The sequence below is a fragment of the Brevibacillus sp. genome (genome assembly GCF_003521185.1).
Taxonomy (GTDB): Bacteria; Bacillota; Bacilli; order Brevibacillales; family Brevibacillaceae; genus Brevibacillus; species Brevibacillus parabrevis.
In genome coordinates this window covers 185,124-199,045 of record NZ_DOTK01000034.1, presented here as the reverse complement: position 1 = coordinate 199,045, position 13,922 = coordinate 185,124, and the positions used below count along the sequence as shown (strand labels likewise).

Below are 13,922 nucleotides of genomic sequence, written 5' to 3'. Positions count from 1 at the left end.
ATCAGTGCAAGAGCTTGCACAACAGCTCTGGAATTTTTTCTAATGGGGCCACATGATCTGCCAGTCCTGCCTGGATCGCCGCTCGTGGCATCCCGAATACGACACAACTCGACTCGTCTTCGATAATACTGGTAACAGGTCCAAACTCCTTCATTTGCTTCAGACCTTTGGTCCCATCATTTCCCATGCCTGTCATGATAATTGCCCATTTGTCTACATTTGTCAATCGACTCACAGATTCAAAAAGGACATCTACGGAAGGACGATGGCCTCCTCGTGGCTCTTGCTGGTGCAGGAGCGCTTGCAGCTTTCCACTCACCTGCTGTACCTCAAAGTGATATCCGCCCGGTGCAATATAGGCAGTGCCCGGCTCCAGCCATTCCCCGTCGGTTACCTCTGTCACCCGAATCTGGCACAGAGAGTCGAGCCTTTGCGCCAGCGACTTCGTAAACCCGGCCGGCATGTGCTGGACAATCGCGATCGGTGCAGGGAACCCGGCCGGAATTGCCGTCAGCACATTTTGCAGCGCTTTCGGTCCGCCTGTCGATGTTCCCAGCACGACCAACCTTGCTTTCCCGTTGTTTTGGATGCGAGGCAAAGCATTGATCACCGGCTGCGCAGGGCGCAACGGAGCGGGGGCAGGAATTGGACTTTGGCGCGTTGGTTCCGGCGCGGCAGGTCGACTCGGTCTGAGCGTCCTGCGCATGCGGCCTTTTACAGCAGCTGCCGCTTTGACTCTTTCGATCAGCCGATCCGCCACTTTGTGGATATCGAGTGAGATCGGTCCGGAAGGTTTGGTAATAAAGTCAAATGCTCCAAGCTCCAGAGCCTGAATCGTCGCCTCAGCTCCCTCGCGTGTCAGGCTGCTCAGCATGACCACTGGAACCGGACAGTCAACCATGAGCTTTTCCAACGCTTCCAAGCCGTTCATCACTGGCATCTCGATGTCCAGGGTGAGGACATCCGGACTGAGTTGCTTGCATTTCTCCACGCATTCGAGTCCGTTCTTTGCTCGATCAATCACTTCAATTTCAGGATCACCTGATAAAATGTCGCTAATAACTTTACGCATGAATGCAGAATCATCTGTGACCAGAACTCGAATTTTGCTCAATCGAATGTCACTCCCTTCCTACCTATGTGTCTCAACGTATGAAGTGTTTCAGCCTCGCAAGAAAGCCTTTCAGTCCATTTGTTTTCGCATCCTGTCCGGTCGGGCTGTCCAAGTATCGGTCAACCAGGTTCCGAATGCTCTTTGCGGCTTGCGATTGCGGATATGTAAGTAGAAAAGGACGCTGCTGCTTGACAGCTTTTGATACGTGCGGGTCGTCTGAAACATATCCGAGCGACTGGATGTCCATATCCAGAAAACGTTTGGCTACCATCGCAAGCTTGTCCGCTGTCATTCTGCCTTCTCTTTCCGAGGAAGCCCGGTTAATGACCAGACGAATCACAATCGCAGGGTTTCGCGCGTGAAGCATCTTAATGACGGCATAGGCATCCGTAATCGCTGGCGGTTCTGGCGTCGTCACCAGAATGACTTCGTCAGACGAGAGCATGAAGCGCAACGATTCTTTGGAAAAGCCTGCTCCCGTATCAAAGATGATCGTATCCGCATAGCCCTGCAACGGCTCAAGCCTAGTAAACAGGCGATCCAGCTTGGCTTCGTCCAGCTGCATGATCTGAGTGAAGCCCGAACCTCCGGCAATAAATTCCAGTCCGCCTGGCCCATGCTCGATGATCTCCCACACATCCGTGTCCGGCTCAAGCAAGTGAAACAAGTGCTTTTTCGGGGTAATCCCCATCAATACATCGAGGTTGGCAAGCCCGAGATCGACGTCGAACAATACGGCTTTATGGCCCCGTTCGAGCAATCCAAGTCCAAAATTCAAACTGAAATTGGATTTGCCGACCCCGCCTTTTCCACTCGTTACGGTCACCAACCGCGTCGTTTTTTCTTTCGCACCTGACTGTTGCATGCGCATCCGAAGTTGTTCTGCTTGGTCTCTCATCCAGTCAATCTCCCATAATCATCGTTGCTACCAGCTCTGGTGTAGCCACTACGATATCATCTGGGACGTTTTGTCCCGTAGTGAAGTAGGAGAGTGCAAGCTTGCTCTCGTGACAAATGTTCAAAACGGAACCGTAGCTGTTTGTCTCATCTGCCTTGGTAAAAATGACCTGCTTGTCAGGCACCTCTGCAAAGTTTTCCACGATCGTCTTCATATCGTTGTACTTCGAGCTGAGGCTCAGCACGAGGTAATTCATGCTGTTCTTCCCATGCTCCACCAGTTCCCGGATGCCTTGCACGTACTCATCGTTGCGGAAATTACGGCCTGCGGTGTCGACAAAAATCAGGTCGCAGTCGCTTAAACGCTCCATGGCCGGAACCATTTCCTTCGGGGAAAACACCACTTCGAGCGGCACATTCAAGATGTTCGCGTACGTCTTCAGTTGTTCCACCGCAGCCATCCGGTACGTGTCCGCGGTGATAAAGCCGATTTTGCGCTTTTCCTTCAACATGCTGCTCGCTGCCAGTTTGGCGATCGTCGTTGTTTTGCCAACGCCTGTAGGGCCAAAAAAGAAAGCGTACTGCACATCCCTGCGAATCCCTGATGTTTTTGGCGCATACGAGGCAACGATGGAAGAAATGATGCTTCGCGCCTCGCCGAAAGCCGTCTCCTGATCCCACGTTTCCTCAGGCTTCTTCGCTTCCAGCAGCTTGCGGATGATTTCCGCGGTAACCTCTTCCCCTACTTCCTGGCTCACCAGCCGGCTGCGCACTTCTTGAACAGCAGGCGGGAGCTGTTGGCTCAGGTCATTGACCAAAAGCTTTTGGAACATTTGCCGCATATCGCGCACTTCATTGGCAAGGGCGTCATTTGCCGCTTTGTTTCCGGCAGCACCTGTTGATTCCAGTGATACATGGGGCACTTGCGCCGGAATTTCCGCCTGTTGCACCGATGGCTGTTCTCTCGCTTCCGTTCGAGGAGCTACCATCGGTGGAGCTGCTTTCGAAGCAGCTTCTGCTCTTTGCTCATTGGGCAAAGTCGCGGTCTTCTCGGCAGGCTCCTTCGCCAGATTCGCCTTCCGGTAAGCCTGTTGAGCCGTGTAGGTGCCGGCCTGTCCTTTAGAGGAGAAAACGTCCTTCGACCGATGTTCATCCGCGACCAAGGTGTTCCCGCGCTCGGGCACCTTTTCATCGACGGCAGCGATCACTTCGATTTTTTGTTTGCCAAACATACCGAACAATCCGCCCGTCTTGATCGATTTGGAGTTCAGGATGACTGCGTCTATCCCCAGATCGAGTCTGATTTTTTCCATCGCTTCTGGCATCGAATCGACAATGTAACGTTTTACTCTCACGAAATGTTCACCATCCCTACGCTTTGCACTTCAACATGTGGCTCAAGCTCGCTGTATGACAATACAGGAACGTCGGGCATCATTCGATCAACCAGCTGACGCAGATACATGCGGATCGCCGGAGAACAAAGGAGAATCGGCTGTTGACCGGAGTTGATCATTTTGCTCACTTCTGCCGACATACCCTGGAAGATTCGTTGCGATGTATCAGGGTCCATCGCCAGATAACTTCCTTGCTCCGACTGCTCCACCCGCTCGGAGATTGCTTTTTCCAGACCAGCGCCTGCTGTCACTACCCGCAAAGGCTGCCCTGGCTCTGTAAACTGTAACGTAATCTGCCTGGACATCGCCTGTCTCACGTACTCGGTGAGCACATCCGGGTCTTTGGTAAACAAGGCATGATCCGCCAAAGCTTCGAGAATGACTTGAAGATTGCGCACGGACACTTTCTCCCGCAAAAGCTTCTGGAGCACCTTCTGCACATCGCCAATCGACAGCAGTCCCGGAATGAGCTCATCCACCAGAACTGGCGCCACTTCTCGAACGTTGTCGATAAGCGCTCGCGTTTCTTGGCGGCCAAGTAGCTCATGCGCATGGCGCTTGACGATTTCGGTAAGGTGTGTCGCCACCACAGACGGCGGATCGACTACCGTGTAGCCAGAAAGCTCTGCAATCTCCTTATTTTCTTCTGTTACCCATAATGCGGGCAATCCAAACGCAGGTTCTACTGTTTCGATCCCGACAATGGAATCATCTTCTATTCCCGGACTCATGGCAAGGTAGTGATCGAGTAAAATTTCCCCTTTTGCCACCTGGTTGCCCTTGATCTTGATCATGTATTCATTTGGCCGCAACTGAATGTTGTCGCGAATGCGGATGACGGGAACGACAATCCCCATCTCCAACGCAATCTGCCTGCGGATCATGATCACGCGATCCAGCAAGTCTCCCCCCTGTTTCACATCTGCCAGCGGAATCAGACCGTAGCCGAACTCGAACTCGATCGGGTCGACTTGCAACAGGTTGACCACGCTTTCCGGGCTGCGCACTTCTTCGATTTGTTGCTCCTCCACCTTGTCCGCCGATTCCTGAATCTCGATTTTTTGCTTTTTGTCCATGCGCCATGCGGCAAATCCCATAATCCCCGACACGGGCAAAACTGGCAGAAGACCGATTGGCGTGAAAAGGCCGAGCAAGAGCATGCAGCCTCCCACGATGTACAACAGACGCGGGAAGGAGAACATTTGCCGAGCGATGTCCTCTCCCAGACCTTCTCCGGAAGTGGAGCGAGTGACAATAATACCTGCAGCAGTCGAGATAAGCAAGGCAGGAATCTGGCTGACCAGCGCGTCCCCGACCGACATGGTAGTGAAACGGGAAGCGGATTCCTGGAAGCTGAAGCCATGCACGAGCATCCCGATAATAAAGCCGCCGATGATGTTTACAATAAAAATGATAATTCCCGCGATTGCATCCCCTTTTACGAATTTACTCGCACCATCCATGGCCCCGTAAAAGTCTGCTTCGTTTTCGATCTTTTTTCTCCGCACTCGCGCTTCTGCTTCCGTAATCATCCCGGCATTCAAATCTGCGTCGATACTCATTTGCTTACCTGGCATCGCATCCAGCGTAAAACGTGCAGCTACCTCTGCGACACGCTCTGAACCTTTTGTAATGACGATGAACTGAATGATGATCAGAATCAGAAACACGACAAATCCGACGACCTGGTTGCCTCCGACGACAAAGCTTCCGAAGGTTTCAATGACTTGCCCGCCTTCCCCGTGCGACAAGATGTTCCGTGTAGTGGATACGTTCAGGGCGAGACGAAACAACGTCGTAATCAGCAGAACTGTCGGAAAGATGGAAAACTCCAGTGTTTCTTTTGTGTACATCGACACAAGCAAGATCGTCAACGCAAGGGAGATGTTCAATATCAGCAACAGATCAAGCAGCCCAGAAGGGAGTGGGATTACCATCATGACAACAATGCTTATTACAAATAAAATCGTACCTACTTCCTTGATTCGAAATCCCACTGTTCATCCTCCTTCCTCGTTATTTCACTTTCCCTTGCAGCTTGTAGACGTACGCGAGAACTTCCGCGACCGCTTTAAACATCTCTTCGGGAATTTGTTGTCCAATTTCAACTTGACTATAGAGAGCCCGGGCCAGGGGCTTGTTTTCCATCGTAACAATCCGGTGCTTCTTGGCCACTTCTCTGATTTTCAGCGCCATGTAATCCTGGCCTTTGGCCAATACAGTAGGCGCGCTCATTGCACTGGCATCGTAGCGGATTGCGACGGCAAAGTGGGTCGGGTTCGTGATGATCACGTCTGCCTTGGGCAGTTCCTGCATCATCCGGCGAAGCGCCATGCTCCTTTGCCTTTCACGAATTTTCCCTTTGATTAACGGGTCCCCTTCCGCCTGCTTGTGCTCGTCTTTAAGATCCTGTTTGGACATCCGCAAATTCTTTTCATGTTCATATTTCTGGTAGGCGTAATCCATAATCGCCAGGATGAACAGCAGCAAACCGATGTAAATCCCGAGCTTGGCTACTTCGTTTGCCGTAAACGACAGGACGCTCCCCAGTGAGAGCAAAGAAAGCTGGGTTACTTGTTCCTTTGAATTCCACAAAATAACATAGGCGACGTACATACAAGCACTGATTTTTAACAGCGACTTCAGAAGCTCAACGACTGATCGCATGGAAAAAATGCGTTTGGCTCCTTTAATCGGGTCCAACTTCTCCAGTTTCATCTGGAGCGGCTCTGTACTGATCATCCATCCCACCTGCATGTAGTTGACAGCAAAAGCAAGCAAAAAAGACAGCCCCAGGACAGGCCCCACAATTTTTATCGCCTCGAAGGTCATTGTCATGACGATCACTTTGAGATTCTCTTCGTTCAACTGCCAGCTCGTGAAAGTAATCAGCGCTTCACGCATGAGGTTCTGAAACGTACCGAGCATGGATGAACCGAGCATCATCAGCAAAAAAAAGAATCCTGTTAGCGCGATGGAGGGCGACAGATCCTGGCTTTTGGCCACCTGCCCCTTTTTTCGTGCATCTTCTTTTTTCTTGGGAGTCGCCTTCTCCGTTTTTTCTCCGCTAAAAAATTGCAGGTCTACGGGTAAAAGGAACCTCTTCTGCGTCATGGTGATCCTCCGAGCGATTTCATCATTTCCGCGAGTGCCCGGAACATGTGGTCGAACAATCCGCTTAGCGTCAATAAAAAGGCGGGCATGACGACAATCAGGAGCAGGAAGCCTGCAAGCAGTTTGATGGGCAATCCGACAACAAAGATATTAAACTGCGGGACGGATTTGGCGATAATACCAAGAGAGAGGTCTACGAGAAACAGTGCGACCACGATGGGTGCCGCCATCATAAAGGCGCTCAGAAACATGTTCTGAAACACTTTTACCGCCGTCATCATCACAGCCTCGCTGCCAAAAGCAGCCCACATCTTATCAACCGGGATTACCTGATAGCTGCTCATGATGCCGCGCAGCAGCATGTGATGTCCGTTGATACTGAAAAAATACAAGACAGCGAGCATGTTTTTGAAGTTACCCGTAATCGGGACATACGCGCCTGTTTTCGGGTCGATCACGTTTGCCATGGCCAGACCCATCTGCATGTCCATCAGTCCTCCGGCAACTTGGATGGCGATGAACATCAACTCACAAATGTAACCGAGTATGACGCCAATCAGCGCTTCCTTCATCACATACAGTACAAACGTCAGGTCCAGAGGAATTTGTCCTTGTACAGGCAACGTTTGAAAGCTGATCAGGGCAACGATGAATGCCAAGCCAATTTTAAAGTGGGCTGGCACACCCTTGATCGAGAAAAAGGGAGCTGCGACGAAAAAGGCACTCATCCTGACAAACACGAGCAAGAAAACGGGCAAATATACGAGATAAAGATTCATAAGCTATCCGACAAAACGATGAAGGTTGCCAAAAATCCCCATCGTAAAATCAAGCATGACGCGCAGCATCCACGGTCCCACTGCCAAGATGGTAATGAACACGGCAACAATTTTAGGGATGAATGCAAGGGTCTGCTCCTGGATTTGTGTCGTTGCCTGAAAAACACTGACCATCAATCCGACCAGCAAGGCAATCCCGAGTGCGGGTGCGGATATCAGCAGGATGGTATAAACAGCGTTTTGGGCAATTTGCATTAATAATTCCTGTGTCATGTCTACCCTCCTGGTCCCTTCGGAATGCCGCTAAAAACTGGTCAAGAGCGACTTCACAACTAAATACCAGCCGTCCACCATAATGAATAGCAAAATTTTGAACGGCAATGAAATCATGACGGGCGGCAGCATCATCATCCCCATCCCCATCAAAATACTGGATATGATCATGTCGATCACGAGGAATGGAATGAAGATCATAAACCCGATCTGAAAAGCTGTCTTCAATTCACTGATCGCATAAGCAGGTACGAGAGCAGTCAGCGGAATATCTTGAATCGTCTTCGGTCTCTCCGCTTTGGTAAATTCCAAAAACAGCGCCAAATCTTTCTCGCGTGTTTGCTTGGCCATAAATTCTTTAAAAGGAATGACAGCCGCGTTGAATGCCTGTTCCTGTGTCAGCTTGCCCTGCATAAACGGTTGTACAGCCGTTTCGTTCACCTTCCCGAAGGTCGGTGCCATGATGAAAAACGTCAGGAACAGCGCGAGTGCCACCAGTACCTGGTTGGGCGGCATTTGCTGTGTCGCCAAGGCATTTCGCACAAAAGACAAGACAATGACGATTCGGGTAAAGCTTGTCATCAGGAGCAATATAGCTGGCGCAACAGAGAGCACCGTCAAAATTAGCAAAATCTGGATCGCTGAAGATGTCTCCTGTGGTGTCCCATTGCCGCCGCCAATTTGCAAATCAATGCTCGGAATAAGCGGTGATCCCGCTGGCGCAGCAAGCGCTATCTCTGGTACCAGGAGCATCACAGCGACAAGCACGAGCACCTGCAAAAAATGTTTCATTTTCGGTCCCCTCTGTCGGAAGCTTCCTCTTTGTCCCACGATTCGGAGTGGAGTGGCCGTTTTTTCACGTTGTCCCATTGGCCTTTCAGCAGGTCTTGAAACGTTTTTCCATCCACATCGGATGAGAACAGCAACTCTTCGTCAGCCTGCTTTTTTTTGCCAAAGGGCAGCCAGCTTAGCGAAAGCGGATTTTTTATGGGCCCGATCTCGGCATCAGACAAGATCAGATCCACTTCTTCACCCGGTTCGATTCGTCTAAGCAGCTGGACGTTATCACCCACACCTACAATGTACAAGGACTCTCCGATCATGACGACTTGCAGCGTCTTCCCGTTGCCGAGAGCGGCTGCGCTGATGATCTTGATCGGCCCTTGACTTTGTCCGACTTGACGCCGTCCGAGGAAACGGAGCAGGAAAAAGATCAGAACAGCGATAAAGCCTAGTGAAAAAACGACTTGAACCAGATAGCCGATCATACTTCCTGTTCCGCTGCCCGGAATGGCCGCCGGCTGTTCGCCGCCGGCGGGCGCATTGCTCTGTTCTGTGTTCTTCTGGTTGTACGCATCGGCAACAGTACCTTCCGCATGGACGGCAATGGGCAGGGCTAAGACAGACAGCAACAGGATCAGACAGAAGACCCAGGATAGTCTCATCCCTGCATTCCGGATCTTCATCATTAGCTCAAAGTCTTTTTGATCGCTTCCAATACGCGATCCGCTTGGAATGGCTTCACGATGAAGTCTTTTGCCCCCGCCTGAATGGCGTCAATAACCATTGCCTGTTGTCCCATCGCAGAGCACATGATCACACGTGCGTTTGGATCGAGTTTTTTGATTTCCTTCAGAGCGGAAATTCCGTCCATTTCCGGCATGGTAATATCCATCGTAACCAAATCCGGACCCAATTCTTTGTATTTTTCTACTGCTTGTGCGCCATCACTAGCTTCCCCTACGACGCTGTATCCGTTTTTGGACAAAATCTCCTTGATCATCATACGCATGAATGCTGCATCATCAACGATTAATACTTTGTTCGACATGGATAGATCCTCCCCAATACTTGACTCTTGATTTGTTTTTATTGCAATTTTTGAACACGATCAAACTGGCTGATGATATCTGTTACGCGAACCCCGAAATTCTCGTCGATAACGACAACCTCGCCCCTGGCAATCAGCTTGTTGTTTACCAAGATATCCACGTGTTCACCTGCCAGCTTGTCCAACTGTATGATGGAACCAGCAGACAAGTCAAGAATTTCTCTGATCAGCTTCTTGGTCCGTCCCAATTCAACGGTTACTTGCAGCGGAATGTCATGCAAAAGGTTCAAGTTTTGATTGTCTCCTGCATACATAGGCGTTGTTCCAAGCGGCGCAAACTGTGCAGGAACGACGTTTGCCTGGTTAACCGCAGGACTGCCAAAATGCTGAGGCGGTGGCGGTGCCATTGGCGGTTGCTGATAAGCACCTGGATACGGCGCATAGCCCGGTGGCATCGCATACTGCGCATAAGGATCTGGGTACATCGGTTGGCCTGGGTATGCAGGCGGTGGAGCATAGCCTCCAGGCGGTTGTTGCTGCACCTGTGGCTGCTGCACAGGAGGCGGCGCTACAGGCGGTACGTGGCTCTGTACAGGCTCCTGATGCACGGGTTGGGCTGGTGGAGCCGACTGGGTAATTGCCGGTATAGAAGGCATTTCTGTCTCCGCTACAAGCGCTGCTGCTGCTTCGCCTTCTGATCCGCCAACCAGTCGATCGATCATCTTCTTCGCGAACGAAAGCGGCAAAAGCTGCATGATATTGGAGTCAATCAATTCTCCCTGTTCCCCGACCTTCAGACGGAAGGAGACTTTGACCAACGGACTGTCATCGTCCGAGAAGCTGTCTCCGCCCTTGCCTTGGGCCAAATCCATGACATCGATGCCTGGAGGCGTAATATTGATGAACTGGTTAAAAATCGTCGACATGGACGTCGCCGCAGAACCCATCATCTGATTCATCGCTTCCTGTACCGCACTGATGTGCAGCTCGGACATTTCTGTATTGGCAGGTCTGCCGTCGCCGCCCATCATCAAGTCTGCGATGACAGCCGCATCTTCCATCCGAATAACCAGCAGGTTAATCCCTTTGAAACCGTCGGTGTACTCAACGTGGACCGCTACATGGGGAATCGGAAACTCACTTTCCAATTCATCCACATTGACAACGGAAACCGTCGGCGTGGTGATATCTACTTTTTGGCTTAACAAAGTCGATAACGCAGTCGCTGCACTACCGAAGGAGATATTTCCGATTTCGCCAAGCGCATCCTGTTCAAATGGGGAAAGAAAATCGGCCACATCCTGACTCTCCATGGGTCCTGCTTCCTCTTCGTCCTCAACCAAGTTGTTCGCGCGAAGCAGCGCGTCAATCTCGTCTTGAGAAAGCATATCTCTACTCATTTTGTTCCTCCCCCTCCTCTATGACTTCATCAATCTGCACAGCCATTCTGCCTTTGAGTGTCCCTGGTTGTCCCAGGAATTTCAGCTGATCGCCAATCTTGATTTTCAGCTTGGTATCAAGCGACTGATCCAATTGAATGACGTCTCCTTTTTGCAGTTGCAAGAAATCGCCGACTGTAATTGTAGCGGTTCCCATTTCTGCAATAATCGGCAGTTTGGCAACCTTGACTCGCTCTTCGACCCGCAGGCGCTCATCCTCATCCCGCGTCTTTTTCTGCTTGGAGAACCAGTATTGCCCGGAGAGCTTGGTCATGATTGGCTCCAGTACAACGTGAGGCAGACAGAGGTTGATCATTCCTGTCGTATCTCCAATTTTGGTACTGAACGAGATTACGACGACAATCTCGTTTGGCGAGACAATCTGCATGAACTGGGGATTCATCTCCAGTCCTTCCTGGTACGGATCAAGCTCAATAATTTGCTTCCATGCCTCGTGGAAAGTATCCAGCGCTTTGCCGAATACTCGCTCCATCACCGTTGTTTCAATTTCCGTAAGTGCACCCATTTTTTCCGGGATTGCACCCTGGCCACCAAGAAGCCGATCCAGCATGGTATAGGCGATGTTTGGATTGACTTCCAAGACCATTCGTCCTTCCAAAGGTGGAGCTTCGAAGATGTTCAAGATGGTCATCTTGGGAATGGAGCGGATAAATTCGTCATACGGCAATTGATCGACGGAGGCAACCGTAATTTGCACGAAGGTACGGAGCTGAGCTGAAAAATAAGTAGTCAACAGCCTCGCATAGTTCTCGTGGATTCGCGTCAAGCCACGGATCTGATCTTTGGAGAACCGCAACGCGCGTTTGAAATCATACACTTTGACTTTGCGCTCAGTCTCTTCTTTTTTCAGCTCGTTGGCATCCATCTCGCCAGATGATAGAGCGGCCAACAACGCATCAATCTCACTTTGTGAGAGAACCTCGGCCATATGTCGTCACCTCCTTGCTATGTATCCGTGTGATCGCTTCCTTTATGACAAGACGCGCTTGGTCGTCACAACTTGCACGATCTTGCCCTCTTGCATCAGGGAGCTGATTTCATTCATAATTTTTGCTTCCAGCTTGTTTACGCCTTCTGTTCCTTTTATGTCTTCTGGCGTCAGGCCAGCCAACGTTTTGATAATGACCTGATTGACCTGGGGCAAACGTTGCTCCAGCTCCGCTTTCGCATCCGAGCTGTCCGCTGTGATGCTGAAGCGCACGATCATGTAGTTGTTCGTCAGCAGATTGGTCGTAATTTCGCCTGTGTCAACGGAGTACTCTTTCATTTCCTTCGCGGACAAAGGCTTCATTTCTGTTTGTTCCGTGCTGGCCGTCTGAGCGGCCGGAGAGAGGTATGTTTGCCAAAGGACAAACGAGATTACTCCCAGTAGCGAAATCGCGATGATGATAATTAGAGCCATGTTAAACAAACGATTTTGAAACATCGCAATGCCTCCCGCTATTCATTTAAGTCGTCCGGCAGCTTGGGTGCAGTCGCTATCGGATGAGCATTTTGATAAAAAGCCTGAACACGTTCAGCGATCGATTCGATAGAATCCTTCACGATGTACTTCCTGTCGTTGAACAACGTAATCACAGTGTCTGGTGTCGCTTCAACAGTTTCAATGTGAGTAATGTTCAGATAAAAAGCAGTGCCGTTAAAACGGGTCAGTTTGATCATCGTGTGCTCCTCCTGGGATCAAGCAGGGGAAGGAGTCAATCGCTTCCCCTCCCTAACCCACTGCAAGAAGTTATCGTTTCAGGTTCACCAATTCTTCGAGAACGGAATCGGAAGTGGTAATGATCCGCGAGTTGGCCTGGAAGCCGCGCTGCGCGACGATCATTTCCGTAAACTCTTCGGAAAGGTCAACGTTGGACATTTCCAGTTGTCCGGCAATGACGCTCACTTTTGCTGTACCTGGGGTAACAGGTGTCATTGGATCTTCATCACGCGCTCCCGCGTTCACTGTGTTCTCATACAGGGAGTTGCCGACCTTTTTCAAACCGCCTGGGTTGTTGAAGGTCATGACACCGACCGTATTGTCGGAAGCGAGCGTTCCGGCTTCATCTACGGTAGTGATTACGCCGTCCTTGCCGATCGAGTAAGAGACAATCCCGTCAGCCTGGTTGATTTGAATCGGAGCAGCGTCCGAGTTCAACAGCTTGAGTCCTTGCGGGTTTACCAGGAACCCTTGGGAATCGCGGGTGAAGTTACCAGCGCGTGTATAGTAGATCGTTGCGCCATCATCCGGAGTCACCATGAAGAAGGCGTCACCCTCGATGGAAAGGTCCGTTGGCAAGTTGGTCGTCATCGGGCTTCCCGCAGAAAACACGGTATCAATCGATGCAATCGATGAACCAAGACCGATTTGAGTCGGGTTGGTACCACCTTTTCCTCCGTCAGTAGGAGCACCGGCGCCTTGCACGTTTTGGCTCAAAATGTCTTGGAACATCACGCGGCCCTTTTTGAAGCCCACTGTGTTTACGTTCGCAATGTTGTTACCAATGACATCGAGCTTTGTTTGAAAGCCACGCATACCTGAGATACCTGAATACATGGAACGAAGCATGATCTGTTTCCTCCTCTGCTTTCTCGCTTGTCTAGATTACCTCTGTCGTTCGGTAACCATCAGGCTTCCTCCTGGGAGGTCCAGCCCGTACAGGCCATTTATACGAAGATGGCGCTGTCTATGTTTGTAAATACGTTGTCTTTCATGCTGCCATCGTCCACAGCGGTAATGATCTTCCGATTTACGATACTCACGACATAAGCCACGTTATCCATGATGATAAGAGATTCTCTGGCGCCTTTGGAGGCTGCCTTTTGAACCGCTGACTCCAAACGCTCCATCTGCTGTCCGCCAAGGGCAATTCCACGCTGCTGCAAGCGGCTAATAGCGTGCTGACTGAACGATAGTGGCTGTGTCTTGGCAGTTGGCGATGTCGCTTCCGTCAAATACTGTTGAAACGATTTGCCAGTCCCCTGAGCTGTTTGGGCAGCCGTTTTGGTGACGTGATTCGTTTTCGGAGGGAAATAGGGCTGCGCGACACGAAATTGGTTCATGCTGCTTCCTCC

At 50.7% G+C, this 13,922-nt stretch carries 16 protein-coding genes; all 16 read right to left on the bottom strand.

Features of this window, described 5'->3' with window-relative positions; translation table 11 throughout:
- Position 1: 1 nt before the first annotated feature.
- The 16 genes from DEP07_RS09145 to DEP07_RS09070 all read right to left on the bottom strand — a co-directional run bounded on the left by DEP07_RS09145 (position 2) and on the right by DEP07_RS09070 (position 13,910).
- Entirely contained in the window at positions 2–1,114 is a 1,113-nt protein-coding gene (locus tag DEP07_RS09145) for a protein-glutamate methylesterase/protein-glutamine glutaminase (protein WP_122965211.1), read from the bottom strand.
- A gap of 31 nt (positions 1,115–1,145) precedes the next feature.
- Complete coding sequence (locus DEP07_RS09140; RefSeq protein WP_122965210.1) at positions 1,146–2,012, bottom strand: MinD/ParA family protein; 867 nt, start codon at positions 2,010–2,012, stop codon at positions 1,146–1,148.
- 4 nt (positions 2,013–2,016) lie between these two features.
- A complete protein-coding gene (gene flhF, locus DEP07_RS09135; RefSeq protein WP_242771106.1) occupies positions 2,017–3,366 on the bottom strand; it encodes a flagellar biosynthesis protein FlhF in 1,350 nt (449 codons plus the stop codon).
- On the bottom strand, positions 3,363–5,405 hold the full coding sequence (gene flhA, locus DEP07_RS09130; RefSeq protein WP_122965208.1) for a flagellar biosynthesis protein FlhA: 2,043 nt from the start codon (positions 5,403–5,405) through the stop codon (positions 3,363–3,365). The genes flhF and flhA overlap by 4 nt, the downstream gene beginning before the upstream one ends.
- Positions 5,406–5,424: 19 nt before the next feature.
- A complete protein-coding gene (gene flhB / locus DEP07_RS09125; RefSeq protein WP_122965207.1) occupies positions 5,425–6,522 on the bottom strand; it encodes a flagellar biosynthesis protein FlhB in 1,098 nt (365 codons plus the stop codon).
- Positions 6,519–7,301: a flagellar biosynthetic protein FliR gene (gene fliR / locus DEP07_RS09120; protein WP_122965206.1), complete on the bottom strand. Its 783-nt coding sequence runs from the start codon at positions 7,299–7,301 to the stop codon at positions 6,519–6,521. Before fliR ends, flhB begins: the two co-directional genes overlap by 4 nt.
- 3 nt (positions 7,302–7,304) lie before the next feature.
- Positions 7,305–7,574: a flagellar biosynthesis protein FliQ gene (gene fliQ / locus DEP07_RS09115; protein WP_063227620.1), complete on the bottom strand. Its 270-nt coding sequence runs from the start codon at positions 7,572–7,574 to the stop codon at positions 7,305–7,307.
- Positions 7,575–7,604: 30 nt separating this feature from the next.
- A complete protein-coding gene (gene fliP / locus DEP07_RS09110) occupies positions 7,605–8,366 on the bottom strand; it encodes a flagellar type III secretion system pore protein FliP (RefSeq protein WP_122965205.1) in 762 nt (253 codons plus the stop codon).
- Positions 8,363–9,019, bottom strand: coding sequence for a flagellar biosynthetic protein FliO (locus DEP07_RS09105; RefSeq protein WP_229049699.1), 657 nt, complete (start codon positions 9,017–9,019; stop codon positions 8,363–8,365). Before DEP07_RS09105 ends, fliP begins: the two co-directional genes overlap by 4 nt.
- A gap of 23 nt (positions 9,020–9,042) precedes the next feature.
- Positions 9,043–9,405 carry a response regulator gene (locus DEP07_RS09100; RefSeq protein ID WP_005834238.1) on the bottom strand — a complete coding sequence of 121 codons (363 nt, stop codon included), beginning with the start codon at positions 9,403–9,405 and terminating at the stop codon, positions 9,043–9,045.
- A gap of 38 nt (positions 9,406–9,443) precedes the next feature.
- A complete protein-coding gene (fliY, locus tag DEP07_RS09095; RefSeq protein ID WP_173596489.1) occupies positions 9,444–10,805 on the bottom strand; it encodes a flagellar motor switch phosphatase FliY in 1,362 nt (453 codons plus the stop codon).
- Positions 10,798–11,793 carry a flagellar motor switch protein FliM gene (gene fliM, locus DEP07_RS09090; protein ID WP_063227624.1) on the bottom strand — a complete coding sequence of 332 codons (996 nt, stop codon included), beginning with the start codon at positions 11,791–11,793 and terminating at the stop codon, positions 10,798–10,800. Before fliM ends, fliY begins: the two co-directional genes overlap by 8 nt.
- Positions 11,794–11,835: 42 nt before the next feature.
- Positions 11,836–12,291, bottom strand: a complete 456-nt coding sequence (locus DEP07_RS09085) for a flagellar basal body-associated FliL family protein (protein ID WP_122965202.1) — start codon at positions 12,289–12,291, stop codon at positions 11,836–11,838.
- A 14-nt stretch (positions 12,292–12,305) separates the two neighbouring features.
- The gene (locus DEP07_RS09080; protein ID WP_122965201.1) at positions 12,306–12,527 is read right to left on the bottom strand and encodes a flagellar FlbD family protein; all 222 of its coding nucleotides are present in this window, start codon (positions 12,525–12,527) and stop codon (positions 12,306–12,308) included.
- A 70-nt stretch (positions 12,528–12,597) separates the two neighbouring features.
- The gene (gene flgG / locus DEP07_RS09075) at positions 12,598–13,416 is read right to left on the bottom strand and encodes a flagellar basal body rod protein FlgG (RefSeq protein ID WP_122965200.1); all 819 of its coding nucleotides are present in this window, start codon (positions 13,414–13,416) and stop codon (positions 12,598–12,600) included.
- A gap of 98 nt (positions 13,417–13,514) precedes the next feature.
- Positions 13,515–13,910 carry a TIGR02530 family flagellar biosynthesis protein gene (locus DEP07_RS09070; RefSeq protein ID WP_063227628.1) on the bottom strand — a complete coding sequence of 132 codons (396 nt, stop codon included), beginning with the start codon at positions 13,908–13,910 and terminating at the stop codon, positions 13,515–13,517.
- Positions 13,911–13,922: the final 12 nt, after the last annotated feature.